Source organism: Oceanicaulis sp. UBA6590 (assembly GCF_002433705.1).
Lineage (GTDB): Bacteria > Pseudomonadota > Alphaproteobacteria > Caulobacterales > Maricaulaceae > Oceanicaulis.
Map to the genome: position 1 here is coordinate 18,488 of NZ_DJIQ01000059.1, position 26,619 is coordinate 45,106.

At 64.6% G+C, this 26,619-nt stretch carries 27 protein-coding genes; 17 read left to right on the plus strand and 10 right to left on the minus strand.

Features of this window, described 5'->3' with window-relative positions; translation table 11 throughout:
* From B2Z70_RS12015 to B2Z70_RS12035, 5 genes are all read left to right on the plus strand, one after another.
* On the plus strand, positions 1 to 1,674 hold a 1,674-nt coding region (locus B2Z70_RS12015; protein ID WP_292983533.1), incomplete at its 5' end, for a 3-hydroxyacyl-CoA dehydrogenase NAD-binding domain-containing protein.
* Between the two features lie 156 nt (positions 1,675 to 1,830).
* Positions 1,831 to 2,895 (plus strand): DUF5694 domain-containing protein, encoded by a 1,065-nt coding sequence (locus B2Z70_RS12020; protein ID WP_292983534.1) that lies wholly within the window; start codon positions 1,831 to 1,833, stop codon positions 2,893 to 2,895.
* Between the two features lie 69 nt (positions 2,896 to 2,964).
* Entirely contained in the window at positions 2,965 to 3,348 is a 384-nt protein-coding gene (locus B2Z70_RS12025; RefSeq protein WP_009801605.1) for a hypothetical protein, read from the plus strand.
* A gap of 27 nt (positions 3,349 to 3,375) precedes the next feature.
* Positions 3,376 to 3,519, plus strand: coding sequence for a hypothetical protein (locus tag B2Z70_RS12030; protein WP_292983535.1), 144 nt, complete (start codon positions 3,376 to 3,378; stop codon positions 3,517 to 3,519).
* Between the two features lie 550 nt (positions 3,520 to 4,069).
* Positions 4,070 to 4,240, plus strand: a complete 171-nt coding sequence (locus tag B2Z70_RS12035; protein ID WP_292983536.1) for a hypothetical protein — start codon at positions 4,070 to 4,072, stop codon at positions 4,238 to 4,240.
* Between the two features lie 66 nt (positions 4,241 to 4,306).
* Here the strand turns inward: B2Z70_RS12035 and B2Z70_RS12040 are convergent, their stop codons facing one another.
* Complete coding sequence (locus B2Z70_RS12040; RefSeq protein WP_009801602.1) at positions 4,307 to 5,086, minus strand: DODA-type extradiol aromatic ring-opening family dioxygenase; 780 nt, start codon at positions 5,084 to 5,086, stop codon at positions 4,307 to 4,309.
* 103 nt (positions 5,087 to 5,189) lie between these two features.
* Between B2Z70_RS12040 and B2Z70_RS12045 the strand changes: the two genes are divergently transcribed.
* Positions 5,190 to 6,080 carry a LysR family transcriptional regulator gene (locus B2Z70_RS12045; protein WP_292983539.1) on the plus strand — a complete coding sequence of 297 codons (891 nt, stop codon included), beginning with the start codon at positions 5,190 to 5,192 and terminating at the stop codon, positions 6,078 to 6,080.
* Here the strand turns inward: B2Z70_RS12045 and B2Z70_RS12050 are convergent.
* Genes B2Z70_RS12050 through B2Z70_RS12060 form a run of 3 tightly spaced genes read right to left on the minus strand, consistent with a single transcriptional unit; the run spans position 6,077 to position 8,861 of the window.
* The gene (locus B2Z70_RS12050) at positions 6,077 to 6,499 is read right to left on the minus strand and encodes a very short patch repair endonuclease (protein WP_009801600.1); all 423 of its coding nucleotides are present in this window, start codon (positions 6,497 to 6,499) and stop codon (positions 6,077 to 6,079) included. The two genes, B2Z70_RS12045 and B2Z70_RS12050, sit on opposite strands and share 4 nt — an antisense overlap.
* Positions 6,493 to 7,674 (minus strand): FAD-dependent oxidoreductase, encoded by a 1,182-nt coding sequence (locus tag B2Z70_RS12055; RefSeq protein WP_292983542.1) that lies wholly within the window; start codon positions 7,672 to 7,674, stop codon positions 6,493 to 6,495. Before B2Z70_RS12055 ends, B2Z70_RS12050 begins: the two co-directional genes overlap by 7 nt.
* A gap of 2 nt (positions 7,675 to 7,676) precedes the next feature.
* Positions 7,677 to 8,861, minus strand: coding sequence for a DNA cytosine methyltransferase (locus tag B2Z70_RS12060; protein WP_292983544.1), 1,185 nt, complete (start codon positions 8,859 to 8,861; stop codon positions 7,677 to 7,679).
* 93 nt (positions 8,862 to 8,954) lie between these two features.
* Here B2Z70_RS12060 and B2Z70_RS12065 point away from each other — a divergent pair, with 93 nt between their 5' ends.
* Both B2Z70_RS12065 and B2Z70_RS12070 read left to right on the plus strand, forming a co-directional pair.
* Entirely contained in the window at positions 8,955 to 9,860 is a 906-nt protein-coding gene (locus B2Z70_RS12065; protein WP_292983546.1) for a hypothetical protein, read from the plus strand.
* Between the two features lie 55 nt (positions 9,861 to 9,915).
* Positions 9,916 to 10,893, plus strand: a complete 978-nt coding sequence (locus B2Z70_RS12070) for a tetratricopeptide repeat protein (RefSeq protein WP_292983548.1) — start codon at positions 9,916 to 9,918, stop codon at positions 10,891 to 10,893.
* 7 nt (positions 10,894 to 10,900) lie between these two features.
* On the opposite strand, the gene B2Z70_RS12075 is transcribed toward B2Z70_RS12070, so the two are convergent.
* Together B2Z70_RS12075 and B2Z70_RS12080 are read right to left on the minus strand one after the other, a co-directional pair.
* Positions 10,901 to 11,824: an acyl-ACP thioesterase gene (locus B2Z70_RS12075; protein ID WP_292983550.1), complete on the minus strand. Its 924-nt coding sequence runs from the start codon at positions 11,822 to 11,824 to the stop codon at positions 10,901 to 10,903.
* A gap of 86 nt (positions 11,825 to 11,910) precedes the next feature.
* The gene (locus B2Z70_RS12080; protein ID WP_292983552.1) at positions 11,911 to 12,345 is read right to left on the minus strand and encodes a helix-turn-helix domain-containing protein; all 435 of its coding nucleotides are present in this window, start codon (positions 12,343 to 12,345) and stop codon (positions 11,911 to 11,913) included.
* A gap of 181 nt (positions 12,346 to 12,526) precedes the next feature.
* On the opposite strand from B2Z70_RS12080, the gene B2Z70_RS12085 reads away from it, so the two are divergent.
* From B2Z70_RS12085 to B2Z70_RS12105, 5 genes are all read left to right on the plus strand, one after another.
* Positions 12,527 to 14,656, plus strand: a complete 2,130-nt coding sequence (locus tag B2Z70_RS12085; protein ID WP_292983554.1) for a TonB-dependent receptor — start codon at positions 12,527 to 12,529, stop codon at positions 14,654 to 14,656.
* A 131-nt stretch (positions 14,657 to 14,787) separates the two neighbouring features.
* Entirely contained in the window at positions 14,788 to 15,435 is a 648-nt protein-coding gene (locus B2Z70_RS12090; RefSeq protein WP_009801592.1) for an OmpW/AlkL family protein, read from the plus strand.
* Between the two features lie 187 nt (positions 15,436 to 15,622).
* A complete protein-coding gene (locus tag B2Z70_RS12095; RefSeq protein WP_292983558.1) occupies positions 15,623 to 16,441 on the plus strand; it encodes a SapC family protein in 819 nt (272 codons plus the stop codon).
* 176 nt (positions 16,442 to 16,617) lie between these two features.
* Positions 16,618 to 18,732 carry a protein-disulfide reductase DsbD family protein gene (locus B2Z70_RS12100; RefSeq protein WP_292983560.1) on the plus strand — a complete coding sequence of 705 codons (2,115 nt, stop codon included), beginning with the start codon at positions 16,618 to 16,620 and terminating at the stop codon, positions 18,730 to 18,732.
* A 38-nt stretch (positions 18,733 to 18,770) separates the two neighbouring features.
* The gene (locus tag B2Z70_RS12105; RefSeq protein WP_292983562.1) at positions 18,771 to 19,409 is read left to right on the plus strand and encodes a redoxin domain-containing protein; all 639 of its coding nucleotides are present in this window, start codon (positions 18,771 to 18,773) and stop codon (positions 19,407 to 19,409) included.
* On the opposite strand, the gene B2Z70_RS12110 is transcribed toward B2Z70_RS12105, so the two are convergent.
* Entirely contained in the window at positions 19,403 to 19,867 is a 465-nt protein-coding gene (locus B2Z70_RS12110; protein ID WP_292983564.1) for a hypothetical protein, read from the minus strand. The genes B2Z70_RS12105 and B2Z70_RS12110 overlap by 7 nt on opposite strands.
* A gap of 119 nt (positions 19,868 to 19,986) precedes the next feature.
* Between B2Z70_RS12110 and hisS the strand changes: the two genes are divergently transcribed.
* Complete coding sequence (hisS, locus tag B2Z70_RS12115) at positions 19,987 to 21,480, plus strand: histidine--tRNA ligase (RefSeq protein WP_292983566.1); 1,494 nt, start codon at positions 19,987 to 19,989, stop codon at positions 21,478 to 21,480.
* Between the two features lie 215 nt (positions 21,481 to 21,695).
* Here the strand turns inward: hisS and B2Z70_RS12120 are convergent, their stop codons facing one another.
* Positions 21,696 to 22,745: a hypothetical protein gene (locus B2Z70_RS12120; protein ID WP_292983568.1), complete on the minus strand. Its 1,050-nt coding sequence runs from the start codon at positions 22,743 to 22,745 to the stop codon at positions 21,696 to 21,698.
* Positions 22,746 to 22,893: 148 nt separating this feature from the next.
* Here B2Z70_RS12120 and B2Z70_RS12125 point away from each other — a divergent pair, with 148 nt between their 5' ends.
* Positions 22,894 to 23,973 (plus strand): glycoside hydrolase family 3 N-terminal domain-containing protein, encoded by a 1,080-nt coding sequence (locus B2Z70_RS12125; RefSeq protein ID WP_292983570.1) that lies wholly within the window; start codon positions 22,894 to 22,896, stop codon positions 23,971 to 23,973.
* A gap of 18 nt (positions 23,974 to 23,991) precedes the next feature.
* Here B2Z70_RS12125 and B2Z70_RS12130 read toward each other — a convergent pair whose 3' ends face one another.
* Positions 23,992 to 24,561, minus strand: a complete 570-nt coding sequence (locus B2Z70_RS12130) for an acyloxyacyl hydrolase (RefSeq protein ID WP_009801584.1) — start codon at positions 24,559 to 24,561, stop codon at positions 23,992 to 23,994.
* 237 nt (positions 24,562 to 24,798) lie between these two features.
* Here B2Z70_RS12130 and B2Z70_RS12135 point away from each other — a divergent pair, with 237 nt between their 5' ends.
* Positions 24,799 to 25,050 carry a hypothetical protein gene (locus tag B2Z70_RS12135; protein ID WP_009801583.1) on the plus strand — a complete coding sequence of 84 codons (252 nt, stop codon included), beginning with the start codon at positions 24,799 to 24,801 and terminating at the stop codon, positions 25,048 to 25,050.
* A 147-nt stretch (positions 25,051 to 25,197) separates the two neighbouring features.
* Entirely contained in the window at positions 25,198 to 25,698 is a 501-nt protein-coding gene (locus B2Z70_RS12140; RefSeq protein ID WP_009801582.1) for a hypothetical protein, read from the plus strand.
* A 69-nt stretch (positions 25,699 to 25,767) separates the two neighbouring features.
* Here B2Z70_RS12140 and groEL read toward each other — a convergent pair.
* On the minus strand, positions 25,768 to 26,619 hold an 852-nt coding region (gene groEL / locus B2Z70_RS12145), incomplete at its 5' end, for a chaperonin GroEL (protein WP_292983572.1).

Here is a 26,619-nt window from a genome sequence, read left to right on the forward strand (position 1 = left end):
CCGGTCATGCTGCAGGGCAAGCAGCTCGACGCTGAAACCGCCAAGCAGCAGGGCGTGGTGCATGAGATCGCGCCGCTCTCCGAGATCGTCGCCAAGGCGAAGGAACTCGTGAAAGCGGACGCCATGGGCGGCAAGCAGCCCTGGGATCAGGACAAGTTCAAGATCCCCGGCGGCGGCCCCTACCACCCCGCCGGCCTTCAGGTCTTCATGGGCGCATCCCCGATGCTGCTCAAGGAAACCTACGGCAATTATCCGGCCCAGCGTTACATCCTGTCCTGCGTCTATGAAGGCCTGCAGGTCCCGATGGACGCCGCCCTGCGCATCGAGAGCCGCTATTTCACCAAGCTGCTGATGCGCCCCGAGAGCCGGAACATGATCCGTTCGCTCTTCCTGTCCAAGCAGGCGCTGGAAAAAGGCGCACGCCGTCCGGCAGGCGAGCAGAAGGCCGAGATCAAGAAGATCGCCGTCATCGGCGCGGGCTTCATGGGCGCCGGCATCGCCACGGTCTCCGCTCAGGCGGGCATCGAGGTTGTGCTGATCGACGTCAACCAGGAAGGCGCGGACAAGGGCAAGGCCCATGTGGCGGCGCACTTCGCCAAGGGCGTCAAGCGCGGCAAGCTCACCCAGGAAGCGGCGGACGCCAAGACCAACCTCGTCACCGCGACCACCGACTATTCGCTCCTGAAGGACGTCGATCTGGTGGTCGAGGCGGTGTTCGAGAACTCCGAGCTCAAGCACCAGATCACCAAGGCGGCTGAAGAGCACCTGCCCAAGGACGCGATCTTTGGCTCGAACACCTCGACCATTCCGATCACGTCGCTGGCCGAAGCCTCTTCGCGTCCGGAGAATTTCATCGGCGTTCACTTCTTCTCGCCGGTCGAGAAGATGATGCTGGTCGAGCTGATCGTCGGCGAGAAAACCGGCCCGCGCGCCATCTCGCTGTGCCTGGACTTCGTGGCCAAGATCAAGAAGACCCCGATCGTCGTCGCCGACACCCGCGGCTTCTACGCCAACCGCTGCGTGATGCGTTACATCGAGCAGGGCATGTACATGCTGACCGAAGGCGTGAAGCCGGCCCTGATCGAGAACGCGGCCAAGATGGCCGGCATGCCGGTCGGCCCGCTCTCGCTGCAGGACGAAGTGGCCATTGATCTGGGTTACAAGGTGCTTCAGCAGACCAAGAAGGACCTGGGCGATGCGTTCGAGGACACCCCGAACGCGGAAGTCATCGAGAAGATGTACGAGCTGGGTCGTTATGGCCGCAAGAACCAGAAGGGCTTCTACGTCTATACCGACGAAGGCAAGCAGCTTTGGGACGAGCTCGATCAGTTCGCGCCGAACGGCAAGCTGCTCGACGAGCAGCCGACCGTGGACGAGCTGAAGGATCGCATCCTCTACGCCCAGGCGCTCGAAGCGGCCCGGACGATGGAAGAAGAGATCGTCGCCGACCCGCGTGAAGCCGATGTCGGCTCCATCCTCGCCTGGGGCTTTGCGCCCTATACCGGCGGCGTGCTGAGCTTCATCGACACCATCGGCGCCAAGGCCTTCGTGGAACGCGCCGATGCGCTGAAAGCCAAGTACGGCAAGCCGTTCGAAGTGCCTGCCCTGCTGCGCGACATGGCCAGCAAGGGTGACACCTTCTACGGCCGCTTTGCTCCGGCGAAAGCTGCGTAGGCAAGGTCGCAGACCGAACAGGAAAGGCCGGGCGTTTCGCCCGGCCTTTTCATTTGTAACTCGTCTGTCCGGACCCGAGCTGTCAGGCTCATGCTGCATCCATCGGGACGGGATGCGGCATCTTCTGATCAGAGATCGCAACGGGGACAGAACATCATGCTCATCACACTCACGGCCTTCGCCGCCCTCACGCTCGCTCAGGCGACCGAGCCGGACATTGATTTTTCCGGTGTTCAGGATCCGCTCGGCGGTGAACCGACGCAGGTTCTGGTGCTGGGCACGGCGCACCTCAACCAATTGCCTGATGGCGCGCTCAGTCCCGGCGATCTCGATCTGGTGCTTGAGCGGCTTGAGGCGTTCGCCCCCGACATCATCGCCATTGAAGCCATTGGCGGGCGCGGCTGTGACGAGCTGCGCCGCTATGCCGGGCTCTATGAAGGACTGGCGGATCAGTATTGTCGCGATCCCCAGCCGGCGCTCGACGCCTTGGGGATGAGCCAGCCTGAAGCCTTCATAGAAGCCCGCGCCCGGCTTCAGGACTTCCCGGACGCCCCGAGCGCGTCCGAGCGCCGGGCGATGGCGCTCTTGCTCTACGGGGCTGGCGAGCCCTGGTCCGCTGCGCTGCACTGGGCGCAGCTGGAGGAGGCTGAACGGCTTGCGGAAGACGGTCTGACCGAGGCGCTGGTGGAGGCGTTCAACGCCATGCTGGCCTCACGCAACGAGAACGCGGTTCTCGCCGTGGCGCTGGGGGCCGAGCTGGGGCTCGATCATCTGGCGACCATGGATGATCACACGGCGGATTCCATCTATGCCCATGCGCCGGATACGCTGGGACCGACCATCCAGTCGGTCTGGGCGCAATCCGATCCGGAGGTGGATGGCGTGTTTGAGGAGGCGCGCACCTATCTGGGGTCCCCCGAACGGGTGCTGGCGGGCTATCGCTTCATTAATGCGCCGCGCTATCAGCGCGCCACGATCGCTGGCGATTTCGGCCTCGCCGCCGCCACGCCCGACCATGACGCGGTCGCCCGCCAGTATGTGAGCTGGTGGCAGACCCGCAATCTGCGCATGGCGGCCAATATCGTCGAGGCGGCGGGCAATCAGCCAGGCGCGAAAATGCTGGTCATCGTGGGCGCCTCGCACAAGGCGTATTTCGACGCCTATCTCGACCAGATGCAGGACTGGGAGCTGGTCAGCGTCGATGCGGTGCTGGCGGACTGATCTTTCCCGGAACGGGGCAGGGGGCGTGCGCGTTGTTTGAGCAAGGACAACAGCAAGAAGGAGGCGGAAATGGCTTCCCATTATTCCACCGACGCCGCCCCGGCCGACAATCAGGCTTTCGCCCAACCCTTTGATGAAACAAAGGCGACGGGTCGCAAGGGCGAGCTACGCCCCGATGACGCCAAGCTGGGCGATCATGTGGTTCCGGTTGATCAGGCGCTCGATGGCGCGCGTGGAGAACGGTTCGGCGAGACGGTCGACCAGTCTTCCGCGGGGCGTCTTGGCGCAAGCGAAGAGGCTGTTGAACGTCTGGCGTCCGAGGACAAGGAAAAGTCCAAGAAGAAGCCTGACGACAGTCCGGATCCCGATGACGAGGACGACAAGCTTGATGACGCCCTTGATGACAGCTTCCCGGCTTCCGATCCGCCGCCCATTCGCCCGGGCGAAAGCTAGGACCGAAAACAAGTCTGGAGATCTGTCATGAAGAATGCGTCTGAACCGGGTGAAACAGAATCCCTTGATCGCGAGGCCCAGCGCCGACGCGAGGCCGGCGCCGACGGGGCCGAGGCGGACAGGGTGCCAGAGCCCGGACCGTCTGAATACAAGGAGGATGACGACGACTGAGTCGTGTGTCGAACAGGAAAGCCGGGCTTTGCGCCCGGCTTTCCTGTATCTGAGTGAACAGCATTTACTGATAAAAACGAGATGGTTTTCCTCTTGAAAGAATATCGATATTCCAATTGTTAACAGATTCGTTAACCAATGTGCTTGAGTAAAGCCAAATCTATTGCTTAAGATCGGGGTGCTGGGTGGCGATGAGCTCTTGAAGCGGTCTCGTTTCCGCTTCTGGATCCCGACCCCCGGCATGTCAGGCTTCCCTCGGTCCTGACGGGCGGTTCCCCTCAACTGCCGCCCATGACGACCGGCCTCTCCCCTGGAGGCCGCAGCCCCTGGGCCGCAACAGGCGTCAGCTCTGTTTGGGCCCGTGTGCAACCACCGCCCGCCGCCCCGTCCCATCCAGCGGGGCCGGGCGGTGGGTCCATGTCTGGTGTCCGGAAATCTCAAGGCGCGCGCGCAAGCGTGAGGCACATGGCCAAGGTTTAATCCTGGGCCGTCTTGGCGATCTGTGCTTGCAGCTCCAAATCCAGATCAGGGGCTGTTCAAGGAGACCAGAATGTACGTGATGATGGATGACGCACCCGCCAATGACAATGCACGCAGCCCGGCTCCGGCTCAGCAGCCGCCCCATGAAGACCCGGCCCTGCGCCGCCGCCGCATTGCTGCGGATGAGGCCGAGCGCGAGCACATCTTCAGCCCGGGGCCCTGGGACTGGAAGGCGCCCTGAACCGCGCGACGATGTGATGGACAGGACAAGGCCCGGAGTTCGCTCCGGGCCTTTTGCCGTTGGGGCTCAGACAGGTATGGACCAGACATCCATCGCCAGGGCGGCATGGGTATAGCTCTCGTGAAGGCTCCGGGCGGCGCCCGTCGCCGCCCCCGCCGCCGCCAGCAGCGGTCGGATGTGCTCGGGACTTGGATGATTGCGCTGTGCGTGAGGCGCAGATCGCCAGGTCTCTAGCGACCGCCAGTCGCCAGCGGCCATGGCCTGGCGCGCCCAGTCTGCAAACGCCATGGCGAAAGGAGCAGGCGGGGCGCCCTCCGGCGCGGACAGGGCGTCGCGCAGCGAATGGGTCATGGAGCCTGAAAAGACGAGCTGGATGTTGTCCTCAGCCAGGGGGGCGAGCGCGCGGCCCAGTGTCCAGCTTTCTGCATCCGGGGTGTTGCGTGCCGGAAGCGAGACCTGGATGACAGGCGTCCGCGCGTCGGGCTCGATGAGGGCCAGGGGAATCCAGACGCCGTGATCCAGTCCGCGGCGGGCGTCCGGCCGGGCCTCAAGGCCGGCCGCCCTGAGGCGGGTGACGAGAGAGGCGGCTCGCAGGGGATCCCCTGGCGCAGGCCAGACAAAGCTCTGAAGCGCCTCGCCAAAGCCGCGGAAGTCATGAACGGTTTCGGGATTCGCAGATGTGGTCACGCAGACGGGCTGGCTCTCCCAATGAGCGGACACCACCACATAGGCGGCGGGCGCAGGCGTTGTCTGTCCATAGGCGATCAGGAAGTCTCGGGCGGGCGACTGACCTGTCAGCAGGCTGGGCGCGCCATGGGACAGGAAGAGGGCGGGGCGACGGGGCATGAAAGGGCTTCCGGACAAGTCGATGTGAGAAGTGAGATGACAAATCCGGCTCTAGAATATAATACCCACAATTCGGGATTTACTCTTTCCCAAGAGGAAAAATATGGACCGGATCGACGCCCTTCGCCTGTTCGCCGCTGTCGCCGAGCTTGAGAGCTTCACCCGTGCGGCGGAGCGATTGGGCATGACCGCGGGCGCCGCGTCCAAGCAGATCTCGGCGCTGGAGGAACGCATGCAGGCGCGCCTTCTGGAGCGCACCACCCGGTCCGTGCGCCTGACCGATGCGGGGCGGGCGCTTCTTGAACGCGTCGGCCCCTGGCTGTCTGAGTATGACGCCATCGAGAACGGACTGGTCGCCGAGCAGGCGGCGGCGGCGGGCATTCTGCGCGTGTCCGCGCCGGTCGATTTCGGGTCCTCGCGCCTCATCCAGCCGATCACGGCCTTCATGGCGCAATGGCCAGCCGTGGAAGTGCGGTTGGAGTTTTCCGACCGGATGGTGGATCTGGTGGACGAGGGTTTCGACCTCGGCGTGCGGATCGGACAGCTGACCGATTCCAGCCTGATTGCGCGCCGCCTGGCGCCGGCGCCTCTGAAAGTGCTGGCGAGCCCGGCCTATCTGAACGCCGCGGGCGCGCCCGAGCACCCCTATGACCTGGCCCGGCATGACTGCATCATCGATCGCAACAAGCCCGCCCCAAACCTCTGGCGGTTCCAGCGTGAGGAGGACTCCGTCGAGGTGAAGGTCTCCGGTCGGCTGACGCTCAATGGCGCGCGTGCGGCCGTCTGCGCCGCCGCCCATGACGCCGGCATCGCCAGTTCGCCCGCCTGGGCCGCCCATGCCGCGCTGGAGGCGGGCGATGTGGTGGAGATTCTTCCTGAATGGGCGCCGGATCATCGCGATCTCTGGGCGGTCTTCCCCTCCAACCGCTACCTGGCCCACAGAGTGCGGCTTCTGGTTGATCACCTCAAGGACTGGTTCAAGGACGGGCTCTAGACCAGAAAGGCCCTGAGCCTGTCGGCCAGGGCGTCGCGGTCCTTCATCTCGCATTCCCAGATCACCTGCGTCTGCCAGCCAAGCCTTTCGAGCGCCTGAAGGTTGTCGGCGTCACGCTCCACATTGCGCGCAATCTTGTTGCGCCAGTATTCGGCGTTCTGCTTGGGCTGGCGCGATCCGCGCGCGCACTCATGGCCATGCCAGAAACAGCCATGCACGAAGATGACTTTCCGGCGTCCGGGGAAGACCAGATCGGGTTTGCCGGGCAGGTCCTTGCGATGCAGGCGGAAGCGATATCCCAGAGCATGGGCCAGCCGCCGCACGATCATTTCGGGCTTGGTGTCCTTGCCCTTGACCGCGCGCATGACCCGGGCGCGGTCCTCGGGCGTGAAGACATCGCTGCCCTTGGGGGTCACCATGGCAGCCGGCCCCGCCCCACCAGCGTCCAGCCCATCCAGTTGCGGATGCCGGGCAGGCGGCAGCTCACCCCCATGAAAGCATCCCGCAGTACGCCGATGATCTTCGAGCTTGACTGAAACACCGGCGTCAGCGCCCGGCTCATCAGGCTGTAATAGCCCGCCACGGGCTTGCGTTCGGCTTCAAAGCCCTTGAGCGCATGGACCACGGGCGCATCGTCCTTGAGCTGACGGGCGAGGCTCAGCGCATCGCCGAGCGCCAGATTGGCGCCCTGGCCCAGTTGCGGGCTCATCCCGTGGGCGGCGTCCCCGATCAGCACGGCCTTGCCGCGCCTCCAGCTGGGGCACACACAATCGCGATATCGGGCCTCGGCGAAGACTGCGGCGTCCGTCACGGGATCGATCACGTCCGCCGCGCGGGGCCAGAGCCCACGAAGGCGCGTCTTGAAGGCGTCGAGCCCGTCGGCATGCCAGGCGGGAATGGCGTCGCCGCGCAAGGACCAGAAGAAACTGACGCCGGGCCGCCCGTCAGGATCGGCGGGATTGTCGCCCACCGGCAGGAGGCCGATCATCACGTCGCAGCCGCGATAGACCTGATCGAGCATGCCGTTCCGCCGTCCTTCCGGATCCGGCAGGATCGCCCACATTGCGCCCCACGGATAAACGCGATCACGCGCGGTCGGGCAGATCTGGCGGCGCAGGCTGGAATGGGCGCCGTCCGCCGCGACCACCAGATCGAACGGCTCGCTCATATCGCCGGTTTCAAGTTCAAGTCGCGGTTTGTCGTTCAGGTCGTGCAGGGTGCGAACGCCCTGTCCGGTGCGCCAGTCGATGGATGTTTGAAGCGCGGCGTCATGAAGCAGGTTGAACAGGCTGGCGCGGTGAATGCCGATCCCGACATCGCCCGGCCGGCCATCGGCATAGCGCAGATCGAGCACGGTGCGTCCCTTGGGCGTGCGGCCGATCAGGCGGGTCACTTGCGCGCCGCAAGTCTCGGCCTTCTCTCTGAGACCCATGGCGTCGAGCGCCTCAAGCCCCGAAGGCTGCAACAGCAGGCCCGCGCCCAGCGGACGCGGCGCGTCAAAGCGCTCAAACACGCTGACGGCATGTCCATCCCGGGCGAGAAGGGCGGCGCTGGCCAGCCCGGATATCCCGCTGCCGATGATGGCGATCTTCATGGCTATTCCGCAGGCTCGCTTGCGGGCAGGACCGCTTCAGCGTGTTCCAGGATGGGCTCGAACAGGTTCTCGCGCAGGAAGGCGACCACGGGGGCCGCGACGCCATCACCCGCCAGATGCAGGCCCGCGCTCTCGCGTTGGGGCAGTCTGTACTCATCGGGCAGGCCCATCAGGCGTGCATATTCCCGCGCCGTCATCGGTCGGGTGCGCACGCGGCCGGATCGCACCGAGACAATGAACTGGCGCGACGAGCCGCCGCCGGGCGTGCGCAGGCAGCCCGCCAGTCCGTCAAAGCGCACTTCGGCGCGCTGGATGCGCTCGCCCTTCTCCATGCGGGTCCGGCGATAGAGCGCGCCGATCATGGGTGCATCAGACTGACGCGCCGCCTTGAGCTTGGCCTTGTTGCCCGGGCTCATCATGGCGAGCAGTCGCCGGGTCTCTTCCGGGCTGTGCCAGGGGGTGCGGCGGGCCGGTTCGATCAGATCGCCGAGGGTCTGGTTCGGTATGGGCGGCACGGGCAGGGCCCACCACAGCCAGTTAGTCTTTTGCGCTTCGGGCAGGCGTTCCGCCGCCCGGCGCACCGCGCGGGTATGAAAGGGCGAGATGCCGTCCGGCGCTTCATCGAGCACCAGCTCGTCGGGAATGGGGATGTTCTTGCGCAGCGCCACGACGAACAGGCGCGGGCGCGATTGCGGCACGAACCAGCGCGCATCGATCTCCAGCGCGCCGACCCGGTATCCGCCTTCGTCCAGGGTCTGGCACAGGGCGGCGAAATCAGCGCCGTTTGAACAGGTCAGGAGCCCGGTGACGTTCTCGAGCGCGATCAGCTTGGGGGCCCGGCCTTCAGCTCTGAGCCCCTCGATCAGCCGCCAGAAGCCGTAGAACACGCCCGAACGTTCACCCGCCAGCCCGGAGCGCGGGCCGGCCAGGGACAGATCCTGACAGGGAAAGCTCGCCCAGGCGAGATCCGCTTCGCCGGGCAGGTCTGACGGTTTGAGCGCGCAGACATCGCCCTGGTGGAAATGGTCATCACCGAAATTGTCGCGATAGGCGTTCGCCTTGTCCGCGTCGATATCATTGGCGAAATGGCAGCGCCAATGCGCGCCAAGTCCCAGGCGCGCCATCCCGCCGCCACAGAAGAACTCGTAATAGCCGTATCGGGAATCACTGCGCATGAGCGACAGCATACAGGCTTGGCGCTTTTCACGAAGCGCGAGAGGACGCTAAAGTGCGCCACGACTGTGACGGGCAGGGGCGGTCAGCTTCAGGATGACGACGATATGAGGCTTAATTTCGTCCGCTTTGCGGGACTTTTCGGGCTGGTTCTGATGGCGAGCGCATGCTCGCAAACCTTGCCGCCTCCGCCTTCGCCCGTGGCGAATTTCGGCGCGCCCACGGAGTCCCGGGTTTTCGCGCCCACTCCGAGCCTGGCTCCGGACACGCGCCCCGACACGGAGCCGACCTCGGGCTATGAGATAGACGGGGCGGGCTTTTATGGCGATCTGCACTTTCTGGAAGCGGACGGAGCCGTGCGCGCCGTTTACGCCCATGCCGTCGAGGGCGATGTCACCGTCTACGCCGAGCTCCGTCCAGACAGCCAATGGCTGAGTGACGGCGTGCGCCGCTTTGAAGGCTATGCCGAGGACGGGGCGGCGATCACGATCGAGCTCGAAGCGGGCGTCTGCGAAGTGAATGATCGCCAGTATGGCCGGTTCGCCCACATCGAGACCGAGGGCGGCGCCTATCAGGGCTGCGCATCGGAAATCGGGCCGCAACCGAGCTGGTCTGATGAATTGCCGCGTTATCTGCCTCTGATCCGGACCTGTCTGGATCAGAGTCAGTCCTCCTCCATGGCGTTTGTCCGGGGGGCGGGGCGGGCGCAGGTCCTGCATGTGGCGGCGACGGGCCCGGACGCCGTGGTGCGGATGAGGTTTGGCGAGTCCGGGCGCTGGGATTGCACGCTGGAGAACGGACAGGCCCGCTGGCGTGTGGTGAGTGATGATGCGCCCGCCCGTGAGGGCGAGGGTGATCCGGTCTTCATCCTCAATGTGATGCCTGAAGCCGGGGAGGCCTGCGCCGTTTATGAGCGCGTGGTGGACCAGACAGGCGAGACGCTGGGCGCTCTGGGGTATGACGCCTGCCTGAGCGGGCCCATGGCGCAACTGGAACCCGGATTGCGTTTCTGATGTCAGGTTCGGAACATCTGGCGTCAGGTTTCCGACTCGCGGCAAGAGATGCGGTATGATGATACGCGTTCTGACAGCTTCGGCTCTGGCCGCCCTGACCTGCAGCGCCGCTCAGGCGGACCTGCGCGACGTCTCCGTGTTGCAGGAGGCCGGGCGCACCCAGCTCTGGCTCAGCTTCGACGAGCAACCCCAGGCGGTGCAGGTGCGGCCCGGCGAAGGGCTCGTCCTGCACGTGGACGGCGTATCCTCCGAAGGTTCGCGCCGGATCGAACCAGCCGTCCGGGGTCCTGTTTCGGCGCTCGCGCTGAGCCGCGCGCCCAATGGCGTCTCCATTTCCGTTTCGGGCGCCTTTTCCGGCGGCGAGGCGGAAGTGCGACAGGGCGGCGTTCTGGTCACGCTCCTGAACGTGACCGGCGTGTCCGCCCCGATCACCCGCACGCCGCCCCGCACGCACGCGACGGAACAGGCGCGTCCGGCCGAGAGCGCCCCGCACACGGAGCCGGCGCAGGGTGCGTCGTCCCAAGCCTCAGCCGCATCGGCCGATCATGGCGGGTCAGGGCATGCGTCGTCCGCCGCGCCTTCAACGCATGAGGCTGACCCCGGCGAGGCTGCCCCTGCAGGCAATACGCCTGTGCAATCTCACGCCACTTCCGCTCATGAGCCTGCATCGGGTCAACCCATGCAATTGGGCGGGGACGTGGTGATTGATGAAAGCGTGTGTCCGGACTCAGCGACCCGGCTCGCCGATGCGCCCTGGGATCTGAACCTGCTCTCCACGCATGCAGACTGTCTTGTGAGCATGGGCGACAGCGAGGGCGCTGTTGCGCTCTATCAGCGGGTGCTGGCGTTTGATCCGCGCCATTTCCAGGCGGCCCTCGGGCTGGCGCGCATTCTCAGCGATCAGGGTGATCATCAGGCCGCCGCGGAATTGTTTGACACGGCAGCCAGCGCCGCCCGCACGGACGGTCAGGCGGTCCAGGCCCGCATGGCGGCAAGGCGCGCCCGCGAACTGGCGGGCTCGGGCGGTCAGTAAGCCAGTGTCAGAGGACCAGCTCCGGCTGGGTTCTTGATTGCAGCTGGGCGAGCCGGTCCGGGTTGACGCGCTCCAGTCGGCGGGTTTCAAGGTTCAGCATGCAGGCGACCGCTTCCATGCTCCACAACGGACGTCCGCTGACCGGATCCAGCGCCCAGTGCACCAGGGTGCGCACAGTCTCTGTTGCGGATTTGAGTCCCGACCGGATGACGAAACCTTCGCCCTGGGTGGGGAAACGGCGGAAGCTGAGGCGGGATTCCAGGACGGCGCTGGCGACGCGTATCGGCGTATTGTCCGCAAACGCCTGCCATTGCTCGGGAAAGCCGTCGCTGAAGTGGATGACGCTGTCGGACACCTTGCCGATCCCGAACTCGGCGCGCATCCGGCCAAAGGCGTCAAGCTCATCGCGATTGATCCGGCCGCGCCCGATTTCCTGAAGGCCCAGCGTCTGCGCCCTGGATAGCGACAGAGTCTCGCTGGGCGCCGCCATGCCCAGGCTGCGCGTCGTCAGCAGCTCCGGGCGGTCGATCAGGCTGGCGTCGAGCGCCTCGAGACTGCGCTGCGGCCAGCCAAACACCCGTCCGGTCAGCGCATGGGAATGCTCTGCGCGGATCTCGAATGTGGCGGCGGGCGTGTTGCTGGCGGCGTGAAACAGGATCATGGCCACTGTCAGGCTGGTCTCGTCATGACCGATGACGCCGCCCGAAATATGCAGGGGCGCCCCCGGACGGGCTTCCGCCAGGAACCGGAGGGTGACATCGCGGGGGATCAAGGTGGCCGTGGCGTCCGGCGCGAAGGCGTGATGCATGCCCAGCTGGTCCGCGAGGCCCGCCAGCGCTTCCTGCGCCTTGGCCATGTAGAACCGGACATTGAGATGGCCCAGCTCGTCACATTCCCATGTATTGGCGTTGCCGCGCCACAAGACCTGCATTGGCTGAACTCCCATCTGTTTCAGATGGAAAGCTAGGGCGCTTCGCCGGCTCTGTCAGGGCGCCGGGACGTAAAAGCGAGGAGGCGTCAGTTGGCGCAGCGCGCGCACTGGCCGTAATGCTCGACCACGCTGCGGCTGATCACGAAGCCGTCGGGGGCGTCGGACGGCGTACGGTGCATGTGGCGCTCATCGACATTGCCGCAGGACTCACAGATGAAGAGTTCGGCTGACCCGGTGCAGGGATCCTCTTCATCATGCCCGTTCAGGCAGGCGGTATAGGCGTTCAGCGCTTCGACCTTGTGGGCGAGACCTGCGCGGGTGAGGAAGTCGAGCGCGCGATAGACCGTAGGGGGCTGGGCGGCGCCGCCGGGCTTGAGGGCGGACAGCAGGTCATAGGCTTTGACCGGACCGCCAGCCTCCACCAGCAATTCCAGAACTCGCCGACGCATGGGCGTCAGCGACAGGCCGCGCTCGGTGCAGAACCGTTCGGCGGCGTCGAGTGTTTGAATCGCACTGGTCATGGCTTTCACTCTAACGGCTTTCGCAGGACGGCGCGAGTACGGGGGCCAGCCTGAGGGGATCATCGTGTGGTCCGGATTGCGAACTCTTCATGCGCATAAGTGGGAATCCCGACTTGATGCGCCAAGAGGGTGACGTTATGACATTACGTAACGTGACTTTATAACATTGCGGGGTAGTTCCATGGCGTCAGATTTCTCACATGCTCGTCGGCTGGGGGCCGCCGTCAGCCTGCTTGCGCTGACCGGATCTGCGGCTCTGGCGCAGACCGCGATCCCTGCAGAGGCTGACGCCGATGACGTCATTGTGGTCCGCTCTGCTCCCCTCCAGCTCAGAAGCGAGGAGATGGTGGGCTCTGTCGGTGTCGTCTCCGCCCGACAGATCGAACGCGACCTCAACGGCAATATCGCCGACACGCTCGATCGTCTTCCGGGCGTGAACAGCACCTATTTCGGCCCGGCCGCCGGTCGCCCGATCGTGCGGGGTCTGGGCGCGGACCGCGTGCGCGTCCTGATCAATGGTCTGGGCGCGCTGGACGCGTCGAGCGCCAGCCCCGACCATGCGGTATCGGCTGAAGCGCTGGGCGCCCGACAGATCGAGGTGCTGCGAGGTCCCGCGGCGATCGCCTATGGCGGCGGCGCAGTCGGCGGCGTTGTCAACGTGCTCGACGGTCGCATCCCGAGCGAGCGCAATGAGAATCTGATTGATGGCTTCGCCTATCTCGGCGCCACGAGCGTGGATGAGGGCGCGCAGGCGGCGGGTCGCGTCACCGCGGACTTCAATGGTCTGATGATCCAGCTCGAAGGTCTCAAGCGCGAAGGCGATGATTTCGACATTCCCGGGTTCGCCGAAACCGAAGCCCTGCGTGAAGACCACCATCATGAGGATGAAGACCATGAGGAGGGTGAGGGTCACGACGATGAGGCGGAAGCGCCCGCCTATGGCCATGTGCCTGATTCCGACTACGCCTTCGAGACCTATTCCGGCGCCGTCTCTCTGGTGCGGGGCTGGGGCTTTGTCGGCCTTTCCGTAAAGGAGACGGACGCCGAATACGGTCTGCCCGGCCATGATCACGCTCATGAGGAGGGGCATGACCACGAAGAGGGCGAGGATGATCACGACGAGGATCATGATGATCACGACCATGAAGGCGAAGAGGCGCCGCGCCTGGTGCTGGACCAGACCCGCATTGATCTGCGCGGCGAGCTGAAGCGGGACGCCCTGTTCAACCGGGTTCGCTGGAGCTTTGCTCATGCCCATTACACTCATGCGGAGCTCGAAGAGGGGGAAATCGGGACCCTGTTCCGCAAGAACGGCTTTGAAGGCCGGATCGAGGTGGGCCATGACCATGGAGGCGATCGCCAGGGCGCCTGGGGCATTCAGGCGCTGACCCAGGACTTCTCCGCCGAGGGTGATGAGAGCTATATCGAGCCGGTCACCACCCAGGACTGGGGCGCCTTCGTCACCGAGCGCTGGGACAATGGAGACTGGGGTCTTGAAGGCGGTCTGCGGGTCGAAAGCCGGGAGCTGAGCGGCCAGCGTGCAACGCGTTCTTTTGACACGGTGTCCGGTTCCGGATCGGTGTTCGTGCGTCCGCGTGAAGACTGGTTCCTCGCAGCGACCCTGTCGCGCACCGAACGCGCGCCGACGGATGCGGAAGTCTTTGCAGACGGTCCCCACGCCGCCACACGCGCCTATGAACGGGGCAGCCTGGATCTCGATACGGAAGTGGCCTGGTCGGGCGAATTGACGGCCCGGTACTCCGGCCCTCGCATCTCGGCTGAGGGCAATGTGTTCTATGCCGATTATGACGGCTTCATCGGTCTGTTTCCGACGGGCGAGGAGGAGGAAGGCTTTGACGTCTTTGAATATCGCCAGGCCGATACGGCGCTCTATGGATTTGAAGCGCAGCTGACAGCGGCTCTCGGCGACGTCCGAGGCTGGGCGTTCAGCGGCGAAGCCAGCCTTGATTATGTTCGCGGCACGGTGGATGGCGGCGGCGATCTGCCGCGCATTCCGCCTTTGTCCTCCAATATCGCGCTGATCGCAGAACGGGGCGTCTGGTCCGTGCGTGGCGAGGCGCATCTGGTGGCCGATCAGTATGAAACCGCAGCGTTCGAGACCGAGACCGATGGCTACGCCATGTTCAATGCGGATCTCGAAGTGACCCCGTTTGCGGACCGGGATGTGCGCGTCATTCTCGGCGTGCGCAACATCACCGACGAAGAGGGGCGGGTGCATACGTCCTTCCTGAAGGACCAGGTGCCGTTGCCGGGGCGGAATGTGCGCATCGCAGTCCGGACCAGCTTCTAAAGCAGGGTGCTTCCCTTCCCTGCGGCAGGGCGCCGCGCGTCAGCCGGACGCGCGGCGCCTTGCCATATATCAAACCTTCGCGAGCGGGCGCAGAAAGTCCCCATCTTCACTATGGGAAAAGGGACGTACCCATGAAAAAGCTCCTTCTCGCCGCCGCCGGCGTTGTTGCACTGACCGGCATGACGGCTCCCGCTGCCCTGGCCGAAAAAGGCGACTGGCAGTTCCGCGTGCGCGCCATCACCGTTCAGCCTGATGAAGGCGCGGACATCCAGACCATTGGCGGCGATGTCGATATCGACACCTCTGTCGTGCCGGAATTCGACATCAGCTACTTCTTCACCGACAACATCGCCGCAGAACTGATCCTGGGCGTCACGCCGCATGACGTGATGGCGGTGGACACCGCTGTCGGTGATCTTGATCTGGGCGACGTCACCCTGCTGCCGCCGACCCTGACCCTGCAATATCACTTCAACCCTGAAGGTCAGGTCCGTCCGTATCTCGGCGCGGGCGTGAACTACACGATCTTCTTCAATGACGATCTGCCCTCCGGCACGATCCTGGACGGCATCGACTATGACCCGTCCTTCGGCCTCGCGCTTCAGGCGGGCGTCGATTACGCGATCAACGAGCGCTGGTTCCTGAACTTCGACGTCAAGAAGGTCTGGATCAACACCGATGTGACCGTGGACGCGAGCACGGCGCTCAACGCGGTCGTCAATGCAGACGTGGACATTGATCCCTGGATTGTCGGCGTTGGCTTCGGCTGGCGTTACTAGACGCCTGCACAAGGGAGAGCCCCTGCTGGGGCCTCCCTCAGGGGTCCGGGACTGTTACGGGCGCTTCGCGATTGCGGGGCGCCCGTTTTGCATGGCGTGGTCCGGTCCTGAAGCGTATGTCCCGTTATGTTGCCTCTCAGGCGGGTCTGCGCTAACGATCCATCAACGTTTCAAGAGGGGGAGCCCTATGGCCGACGCCGCCGCCAACAAGCCGACCTTGTCCGGGTCTTTGCCGCTTTACAAGAATCCCGAGCCGCTGAACCCGCAAGAGCATCAGGGCAAGGGTCTGCGTTATAGCGACCGTCAATTCGATTTCCTGAAAGAGACCCATTTCGTGCCGGTCACCCTGGGTGAGTTCGGTGCAGCGGGTTCGCGCTTCCCGATCATCTTCCTGGGCGAGAACAAGACCCCGGTCGCCGCCATGGGCCTTCAGGCGGGCAACAACCTGTTCGTGAACGCCGAAACCGGCGAATACGAGCCGTATGCCTATCTGCCGGCCTTCGTGCGCCGCTATCCCTTCGTGGCCGCCAATCATGGCCCGGACAGCGATCGCTTCACGGTCTGCATCGACACCGGTTCGCACCTGTATTCGGACAATCCCGAGCAGCCCTTCTTCAATGACAAGGGCGAGCCGACCGAGTTCACCAACCGCGCGATCGACTTTGTGCGTCGTTTTGAATCCGACGTGAAGCTGACCGAGGAATTTGTCAAGCGTCTGACCGAACTGGACCTGTTCGATCAGCAACAGGCGACCTTCCAGCCGCGCAACGCCCAGGGCGAAGCCCAGGGAGAGCCGCAGGTCATCGCCAGCTATTGGGGCGTGTCCTCCGAAAAGCTGCGGGCTCTGAAGCCGGAAACGCTCGCAAGCCTGCGCGACAACACCTATCTGGGCGCCATCTACGCGCACATGCTGTCGCTGGCTCAGTGGGAGAACCTCATCGCCCGCGCCAGCGCGCGCCCGCTCAGCGTCGGTGCGCCGCCGCCGCCGGCTGCGCCTGAAGCCTAGGCGCTGCGAAAGCGATCTTGAGAAACCGGCCGGGATGTCCCCGGCCGGTTTTTCTTTGCCTGCGGCTCAGGCATCACAAGCCCGTCAGAGCGGTTTCGTCTGTTGGCGTGAAGAGGCTATATCAGCACCGTACGGACCGAGAACCGGTCCGACGCGCCTGCCAAGGAGCCCGAGACGTGACCCGATTGCTTGCCCTGTTCCTGATGCTGGTCGCCAGCGCCCCGGCTGTCGCCCAGTTCGGCTCCACCGAGCCCATGGTCGATGCTGCGCTGGTGTCAGACCGCACATCCGTGGCGCCGGGAGACACCTTTCATCTGGCGCTGCATCAGCAGATCACGCCAGGCTGGCACACCTATTGGCGCAATCCGGGGGATTCCGGCGAACCGACCCGGTTGGAGTTGTCCCTTCCGGACGGTTGGCGCACGGGCGAGATGATCTGGCCGGCGCCGCACAGCTATGATCTCGGACCGCTGACCAATTACGGCTATTCCGCCGAGGTGACGCTGCCTGTTCCGGTGACGGCGCCGGACAACGCCGCTGAGGGTCCGCTCACCATCAACGCCTTCGCGACCTGGCTTGTCTGTGAGGACATCTGCATTCCCGAGGAAGCCGAGCTGACCCTCACGCTTGATGTGGGCGCCAGCACGGTGGATCGCGCGGGACAGGCGCTCATCAACCAGGCGCTCGAGCAGGCCCCTGACAGGGCGCCGGATATGCGCGCCGGCCTGGAAGGGGATAGCGATGGCCTCGTCCTGACGCTCAGCGATCCACGCTTTGACGGCGCGTCACTGTCTGACGTGACTTTCTATCCGCACGATTCCGGCGTGATTGATCATGCGGCGGACCAGTCCGTGACCCATGAGGGGGAAAATCTGCGCCTGGATGTGGCTGCGGGATATCTCAGCCGGAATGGCGTCGATCAGGCGCGGACCGGCGTCCTAGTGTATACGGCGCGTCGCGGCAATGAGTGGAGCGAGGAGGCGGTCGAGTTCACCGCACGAGAGGGTCTCAGGGTCAATGAACTGGCGGCGTCGTCCTCATCTGTGGCGGGCGTCAGCGGACAGGGCGCGTTGCGCGCGCCGGAGCCGCAGTCCATCGGTTTCCTGCAAGCCGCCGGACTGGCGCTGCTGGGCGGGCTGATCCTCAATCTGATGCCCTGCGTCTTCCCGGTCCTCTCCATGAAGGCGCTGACGCTGGTTGAAAAGCGCGGGGCCGAGCGCGGTGAGGCGCGGGCGCTGGGTCTCGTGTTCGCGGCCGGCGTGGTCGGGACTTTCCTCGTGCTTGGCGGCTTGCTGCTGGTCCTGCGCGTCGCCGGGCTTCCGGCCCTGTGGGGCATGCAGCTACAGGCGCCGCTGGTCGTGGCGGGCCTCGCAACCCTGATGTTCCTGATCGGTCTGAACTTCTTGGGCGTGTTCGAGATCGGAACATCGCTGCAGTCCGTGGGCTCGGGCGTGAAGGATAGCGGGCGTCGCGGCGCCTTTCTGACCGGCGTGCTGGCGGTGTTCGTGGCTGCGCCCTGTCTCGCGCCCTTCATGACCGGCGCTCTGGCCTTCGCGCTCACGCAGCCGGCGCTCGCGTCTTTGACCATCTTCGTGTTCCTGGGCGTGGGGCTGGCCTTCCCCTTTGTTCTGGTGAGCTTCGTGCCCGGGCTTCTGAACCTCCTGCCCCGGCCGGGGGCCTGGATGACGCGGTTTCGGGAAATCCTCGCCTTTCCGATGTTCGCCACCGCGATCTGGCTGGTCTGGGTGCTGTCCGCCCAGCTGGGCTCGGATGGCGTCCTGTGGCTGATGCTGGCCCTGCTGGCGTCGAGCTTCACGGTCTGGGCGCTGCGTCTGGGCGGTCCGATGGGGCGGATTACGGTGCTGGCGGGCGTGCTTCTGACGCTGGGGGCGCTGTCGGTGACCGCGCGTCTGGAGCCGGTGATCCGCACCGTTTCAGGGCAGAGCGAATGGGCGCAGTGGAGCGAGAGCGCCGTCGCCGAGGCGCAGGCTGCAGGCCGTCCCGTCTTTGTGGACTTTACCGCCGCCTGGTGTGTCTCCTGCCAGGTGAACAAGCTGGGCACGCTGTCAGACAGCCGGGTCAGGGATGTGTTCGCCCAACAGGATGTGGCGCTGTTTCGCGCGGACTTCACCAATCGCGATCCTGTCATCGCGGACGCTCTGGCCCGTCATGGCGCAGCCGGCGTTCCCCTGTATCTTGTCTATCCGCCGGAAAGCGGCGACCCTGAAGTCCTGCCGCCCCTGCTGACAAGCGGCATCGTGATCCGGGCGGTCAATGACGCCGTAAACTAGAGCGACCTTGAAGGTCTGAACAAAGGGGAGTGACGCATATGAAGATGATTTCACGCCGCAGCCTGGGACAGGCGCTCGGTCTGGTCGCCGCCGCGGCCCTGACGACCTCCGCCTTCACGCTTGAAGCGCGCGCCGATGTGGTGACCGGTGAAGCCGCGCCGACCTTCTCGGTGCAAACCGCATCCGGTGAAGCGCTGTCACTGGAAAGCCTGGCGGGGCAGACCGTTGTCCTGGAATGGACCAATCATGGCTGTCCCTATGTGCAACGCCATTACGGCTCCGAGCACATGCAATCCTTGCAGGCGAGCGCCGCCGAAGACGATGTGGTCTGGGTGCAGGTGATCTCTTCCGCGCCCGGCGAGCAAGGCTATGTGCAGGCTGAAGAAGCGCTGTCGCTGAATGTGGAGCGCGGCGCGAGCCCGGCTCATGTGGTGCTGGATCCGTCCGGTGATCTGGGCCGTCTCTATGACGCCCGCACCACGCCGCACATGTATGTCATCGATGCCGAGGGCGTGCTGCAGTATCAAGGCGGGATCGACGATCAGCCGCGCCCGCGTCCGGGCGATCCGGAACCGACCGATTATGTCTCCATGGCGCTCGCGGCGGTGAGCGCGGGCGAGGCGCCCGACCCGGCCCAGACCCAGCCGTATGGCTGTAACGTCAAATACGCTTACTGAGCGTCGGTTTCGGCCGGGCAGGAGACGCTGAGCGCCGCCGCCTGCGCATCAGGCGTGGCGGCGATCTCGGCCGCCTGTCCGGTCAGCCGGGCGACCTCCTGATAGACGCGTGCGTGATCGGCGCGCGTTGCGGGCTCTGACAGAAGGGCGGCGCGATGTTCGGCGTCCTCGCTCATGCCACGGAAGATGCAGCGCAAATCCATCGGCCCGCCGCTGTCGTCCACGGCGCGGGAGAGGCGGTGGGCTTCCAGCGCGAACTCACTGAGATCGATCAGGAAGCTGTCTTGCGGGGGTAGCGCCTCGACAGGCGCAGCCGGGCTTCGCGCCATGTCCTGCGCCCGGGCTTGCGCTTGCATGTGTAGCCGCTGGGATAACGCGACCAGATCAGCGGAAAGGTCGGGCGTTGCGGCCTGCAGGCTGGCGGCGCTGACGATGGTGACAAGCGTGTGAGCGAACATGGACGACATCCGGTTTTGTGTGCTTAGAGCGCCCTGCAAACCCGGCGCCGCTTGATCCTTGCGTCCGGCAAGGCTACTTCGCAGGCCCTTCGATACTTTTAATCTGAGCGAGCATCCTCATGGCCAAGACCAAGGCGTTCCGTCCCAAAGCCCGTCGTCCCCGCGGTTTTGAGGATCGCTCCGCGCATGTGCTGCGCGCCGAGCGCGCGCTCGTGGGCGCGGCGAGCGCCGTGTATGAGCGCTGGGGCTTCGAGCCGCTTGAAACCCCGGCCTTTGAGTATGCCGATGCGCTAGGCAAGTTTCTGCCCGATGAAGAACGTCCCAATGAGGGCGTCTTCGCCATGCAGGATGATGACGAGCAATGGGTGGCGCTGCGCTATGACCTGACGGCGCCGCTTGCCCGTTTCGCCGCCGAGAATTTCCAGGATCTCGCCAAACCCTTCCGCCGCTATCAGTTCGGTGAAGTCTGGCGCAATGAGAAGCCCGGGCCGGGCCGGTTCCGCCAGTTTGTCCAGTGCGACGCCGACAGCGTCGGCGCGCCGGGACCGGCGGCGGACGCCGAGATGATCGCGCTGGCCAGCGAAGTCATGGGCGCGGCGGGGCTGGGCGCGGACGAGTTCGTCATCCGCGTCAATGACCGCCGCCTGCTCGACGGCGTTCTGGAGCGTCTGGGCGATGCGGCGAGCGAGAAGCGCCTGCGAGTCCTGCGCGCCATCGACAAGATGGATCGTCTGGGCCTTGAGGGCGTCGAATTGCTTCTGGGCGAAGGCCGCAAGGATGAAAGCGGCGATTTCACCGAAGGCGCGGGGCTTGAGGCGGATCAACGCCGCCATGTGCTGAAGTTCATCGAGGCTGGCCAGGTGGGCGATGCGCTGACGGGCGCCGCGCGCAATGCTGAAGTCCTCAAGCGCCTGACCGATGCGCTGGGCGACACGGACGCCGGCAAGCTGGCGGTGGCCGATCTTGAAACCATCACGGCCGTGCTGGACGCGCTGGGCAAGTCCGACAACTGGACGCTGGATACGTCCGTGGTGCGCGGTCTGGGCTATTATACCGGGCCGGTCTTCGAAGCTGAGCTGCTGGCGGAAGCGACCTATGAGGACGGCTCGCCCATCCGCTTCGGCTCTGTGGGCGGCGGCGGTCGCTATGACGATCTCGTGAGCCGCTTCACGGGCCAGGCCGTGCCCGCGACCGGTTTCTCCTTTGGCGTCAGCCGCTTTGCAGCAGCCCTTTCGGCGCTCAAGCGTCTGGATGCGGCCAAGGCCGACCCGCTGGTGATCATCGTGGCCGCCGAGAAGGACCGCATGGCGGACTATTTCGCCCTAGCGGCCGAGCTGCGGGCGTCGGGCCTGCGCGCCGAAGCCTTCATTGGCGGCGGCAATATGGGCAAGCAGCTCAAATACGCCGACCGTCGCGAAGCCGAGTTCGCCGTCATCATCGGTTCGGAGGAACGCGAAAAGGGCGAAGCCCAGATCAAGGACCTGAAACTGGGCGCGCGGCTGGCGGCGGAAATCTCCGACAACAAGACATGGCGGGAGGATCAGCCCGCCCAGTTCACGGTCGCACGCGACCAGATCGTGAGCGCGATCAAGGACCGGCTGGCTGGCGCCTGAATGTGGCGAAATTGCAGCAAAGCGAAACATCGCCTGACTCTAGGGGCTTGACGTTCCTATGACGGTTAGGCCAACGTTTGATCAGACAGGGCCTGACCGTCTTGTCTCTTAAGTGGTGTCTCTGGGGAGGAGACGTCTCTTAATCGACCAACCAGAATCTTTAAGCCCGGCGCCTTTCGACGCCGGGCTTTTTTTCTGTGGTGCATGTTCGCCGGTTAGCGACGCGGCGGCGTAGGCGGGGTGGGCGGTGCGGCCGGTCCGCCTTCAAGCTCCTGAGCCTGTTCGGAACTGCGCCAGGCCTCAAGCCAGGTTTCCTTCTCAGCGCCCGTCAGTTCGCGTCCATTGACCCAGACCCGGGTTTCGCCATCTCGCTCGATGATGCGCACCTGGCGATCGTGGTTGTCATTGCGCGGGTGCGGCGCGCGTGCGCGATGCTCTTCATGCCAGTCCGCGCGTTCTTCACGCAGCTCGCGAAGGCTGTCTTCAAGCTCCTCACGCGCCTCATTCAGCTCTTCACGGTCCTGCCGGGTCAGCGGGACGCGTTCGCCGTCTTCAGTCTTCCAGCCGCGCTCCAGCGTGCGCTCGATGGCGGCGAGGCCAGACTCCAGCCCGGTTTCAGCCGCCATGAGCCCAGCCTGAGCAATGGAGTCTGCATTGATGGAGATCGAGAGCGCATGACGCTCGGTCTGCTCCGCGCGCAAAGCCGCATGATGTGCGCGACGTTCGATCTCTACGGCGCGCGCCTCGGCGCGACGGGCTTGCCGCTCCGCCTGACGGGCTATCCGTTCCGCATCACGCTCGGCGCGCTCCGCCGAACGTTCGGCCAAGCGCTCGGCCCGCTCGGCGCGGCGTTCGCTCTGCTCGACAATCACTTCTATGCGCGCCTGAAGCGCCTCTTCATTGAGGTTCAGACGGTCAACGGCGATCTGGAGATCCGAGCCGCCGGCGAACATGGCTCCCAGCGATTCTCCGAGCTCTTCCATCTCGGCCTCGAACTGGGCGAGGTCTTCCTCGGACCAGCTATGGGCGTCGAAATCGAAGTCGAGCGAGAGCGAGGCGCTTTCGCCATCCTCCAGCGCGTCCTCGATGATATGAATGGCGTGCGCGCCATCCTGAACGACGATCCGCTCGCCATTCACAATGAGAACATTGCGGTGACGGTCATTGGAATCTGCAAACTCGCTCTGGGCGGCTCCAGCGGAAGCGCAGGCGACCAGCAGTGGCGCGGCGGTGACCGCAGCAGCGGTCGCAATCCAGTGTCTCATGAGGTGTCCTCCCTGTTACGCCCACTGTGTGGCCGGTCGCCTTACGGCTGTGCGTCCACAGACTTAAGTTTTCGTCATATTGGTATGCAACTGGACACGCGTGCTGACCCGCACTAGCAAGACTTTTGAGGGACGAGGCGGAACAGCAATGATTTCACGACGCGGCGTATTGGCGGGTCTGGCGGCGATGGGCGCGGCCCCGGCCTTTGCAGGCACGATCACACTCGATCAGCTGGTGGGCGAAAGCCTGATCCTGGGGTTTCTGGGCAGCACGCCCGATGCTGAAGGCGCGGACCGGATCGAGCGCGATCTGGCCGAGGGCCGCATTGGCGGGGTTTTGTTCCTGCGCCATAATGCGCGCACTCGGGAGGGGGTTCTGGGACTGGCCCGACGCTTCCGCGCCGCCGCGCCCAACGCCTGGCTGGCCATTGATCAGGAAGGCGGTTTCGTCCAGCGCCTGACCGACGAGATGGGCTTTACCGACATCCCGACGGCTGAACAGCTTCTCGATATGGGGCTTGAGAATGCGCGTCCGGTTTTGGCCCAGGCCGCGCAGGAGCTGGCCCAAAGCGGGTTCTCCATGAACCTGGCTCCGGTGGCGGACCTGCGGCATGAGGGCAATCAGGTGATTGATCGCTGGGCGCGCGCCTTCGGCGATGATCCCGAGACGGTCGCCGCCTATTGCGGCGCCTTCATCGACGCCATGGAAGCGGAAGGCGTGGCCTGCGCCATCAAGCACTTCCCCGGTCATGGGCGTAGCGAAGGCGACAGTCATGACGGCTTTGTCGACATCACCCAGACCTGGGACGAGATCGAGGCTGCGCCCTTTGCGCGCCTGATCGATCAGGACAAGGCGCACCTGATCATGGGCGGTCATCTGATCAACCGGCGGCTCGATCCGACAGGCAAGCCCGTCACGCTCTCAGAACCGATCCTGCAAGGCTTGCTGCGCGACCAGATGGGCTATCAGGGCGCGGTGATCACCGATGATCTCGATATGGGGGCGATCCGGAACCAGTATTCCCGCGAGCAGGCGATCGTGCAGGCCCTGGCAGCCGGCAATGATCTCCTGCTGATCTCGAATTCGGCGGATGCGGATCCGGACCTTCCGCGTCGCGCCGTGGACTGGGTCGGGGCGGCGCTGGATGATGGCCGTCTGAGCCTTGAGCGGCTTTATGACGCCAATAACCACATCCAGACGCTCAAAACGCGCGTCGGGCGGGGCTGACCCCGCCCGTTCGAGAAGCTAGCGGAAGCGATAGCTCATCCGCAGACCCAGCTCGTCGAGACCCTGATTGCGGCCGCTGCCGAGAATCTGGCCGTGGGAGTGGTGTTCATAGAACACGCCCGCGGACCATTGATCATTCAGGGCGTAATCGAGGGCAAAGCCGGTGCGGAACAGCCAGTCTGATCCCAGAAGGGCGCGGGTGTCCTTGATGCGCTGGGCCTCCACCGGGCCATCGCGGTCGGGATAAACCTCCAGCACGCCGTCATTATAGCTCAGCCCGAAGGAGAATTCGCCGCTCAGACGGTCGGTGAAGCCGTAATCCCAGGCCAGACCTGCGGTGACCAGATTGGTGTAGCCCTGGGTGCTGATGCTGGCGGACAGGAACGGGCGCGGAGACCAGATCGGCTCCAGGAAGTCAGGGCTTGCGAACAGAAGGTCGCCCACGATCTGAGGGCCGTCCTCGGTGTGGTCAGTCAGGTCATGCGCCGCAACGCCGAGCCGGATCTCTTCGATACCGTAACCGGGGCTCTGCGCGTTGGCGGCGCCCGTGAGAGAAAGCGCGACAAGCGCGGCGACGAAACGAACCATGGTGTGAACCCCCAAGACTTGATGAATCCGGAATAACGCCAGCCTGCACGTTTGACCAGTCACATAAGCCTTTATCGCGGGCGGAGATCCACGGATGTAAGCTGGAGACGGGGCCGGAAATCCGATTATGACTCGCCTTTCAGGGGAAATGTTTGGCACGCTTCCCGCGTCGGCGCTGAACGTATCCGCCCGACCCGTCCGTGGCCTTCAGGGTCACTATCAAGGGAGACCTCAACCATGACAAAAGCATTCGTCACCGCCAGCGCGGCCGCACTGATGGCGGTCTCATCCGCCTCGATCGCCAGCGCACAATCCTCACCATTCGATCCGTGCATGGTGGAGGCCCGGGCCTATTGCCTCGCGCTGCACAGCGATGACCGTCTCGCCTATTACAACTGCGTCCAGGAAGAATATGCCGCGTGCATTGGCGCTCTGTCCGCCAAGCCTGTGGACGGCGACAAGCTCTACACCCGTCGTTGCGACGCGTAACCCATCCTTGATGGCAATGCAGGAAGGGCGGTCCCCGGGCCGCCCTTTTTCATGAGCTCGCTCAGGTCATGTGCGTCCAATCGCGTGTATGGACACAAAATAACGTGTGTGCAGGCACGGTTTCAGTAGCTTGAGGGCGAAATCTGATTGGAATGGCTCACCGTGATGAAACAAGACCGGCCTCGCTCCCCCAAGAAGACTGCCGTGATCGATTTGCGGCTGTCTGACGAACTCAAGCAAGCCTTTGTGGCCCAGTGTCATGAGGATAATGAAACCGTCAGCGGGGTCCTTCGCGGTTTCATCACCGCTCACTTGAGAGCGCGTGCAAAACAGAAAGCCGCTCAGCGGCTTCGAAGGAGTCTTCTGACCATGATTGAATCCCTGCGTATGATCCTGACCACTGGCGTTACTGGCGGCGGCGCCGTTGCGGCGGCTCTCATCCTGACCCCGGTGGCCATTGAGGTGCTCTCCGATGCTCCTGTGAGCGGGCCGATCGTGTCCGCTGAGGCGCCGTCGGAGGGGGCAATGGTGTCACTGTTCGAGGTGGCCCCGATCGCGCCAGCGACGGGCCCCGCAGTCTCGGCAATGGCTGAGGGGCGGAGCGACGAGCCGGTCTCCCTGTCGACGCGGGTCGTCGCGTCGCTCTAGCGACAGGGTCAAACAAAAAGGGCGGCTCGATCGAGCCGCCCTTTCCATGTGTAAGCCTGGTGGCTGAGCCTAGAAGCCCATGCCGCCCATGCCGCCCATGTCCGGAGCCGCCGGAGCGCCGCCGTCTTTCTTGGGCTTTTCAGCAATCGCCGCTTCGGTGGTGATCAGCAGGGAAGCGACGGAGGCCGCGTCCTGCAGAGCGATGCGGGAGACCTTCACCGGGTCGATGACGCCGGATTTCACCAGGTCTTCGTATTCGCCGGTCTGGGCGTTGTAGCCGAAGTTCGGGTCTTTGTTCTCGAGCACCTTGCCCACCACGATGGAGCCTTCGCTGCCCGCGTTTTCGACGATCTGACGGATCGGAGCCTGCAGGGCGCGCGCCACGATGGCGATGCCCTGGTTCTGATCTTCGTTGTCGCCGGTCACGCCGTCGAGCGCCTTGGTGGCTTTCAGCAGTGCAATGCCGCCGCCCGGAACGATGCCTTCTTCCACCGCAGCGCGGGTGGCGTTCAGGGCGTCGTCAACGCGGTCCTTGCGCTCTTTCACTTCGATTTCCGAAGCGCCGCCGACCTTGATGACCGCAACGCCGCCGGCGAGTTTCGCCAGACGCTCTTGCAGTTTCTCCTTGTCGTAATCAGAGGAGGTGTCCTCGATCTGACGGCGGATCTGGTTCACGCGGCCTTCGATGGCTTCTTTCTCACCGGCGCCGTCCACAATGGTGGTGTCGTCTTTGGTGATGGAGACCTTCTTGGCGGTGCCCAGCATGTCGAGGGTGACGTTCTCGAGCTTGATGCCGAGATCCTCGGACACGACCTGGCCGCCGGTCAGGACAGCGATGTCCTCCAGCATGGCCTTGCGGCGGTCACCGAAGCCCGGGGCTTTCACAGCTGCGATTTTCAGGCCGCCGCGCAGCTTGTTGAC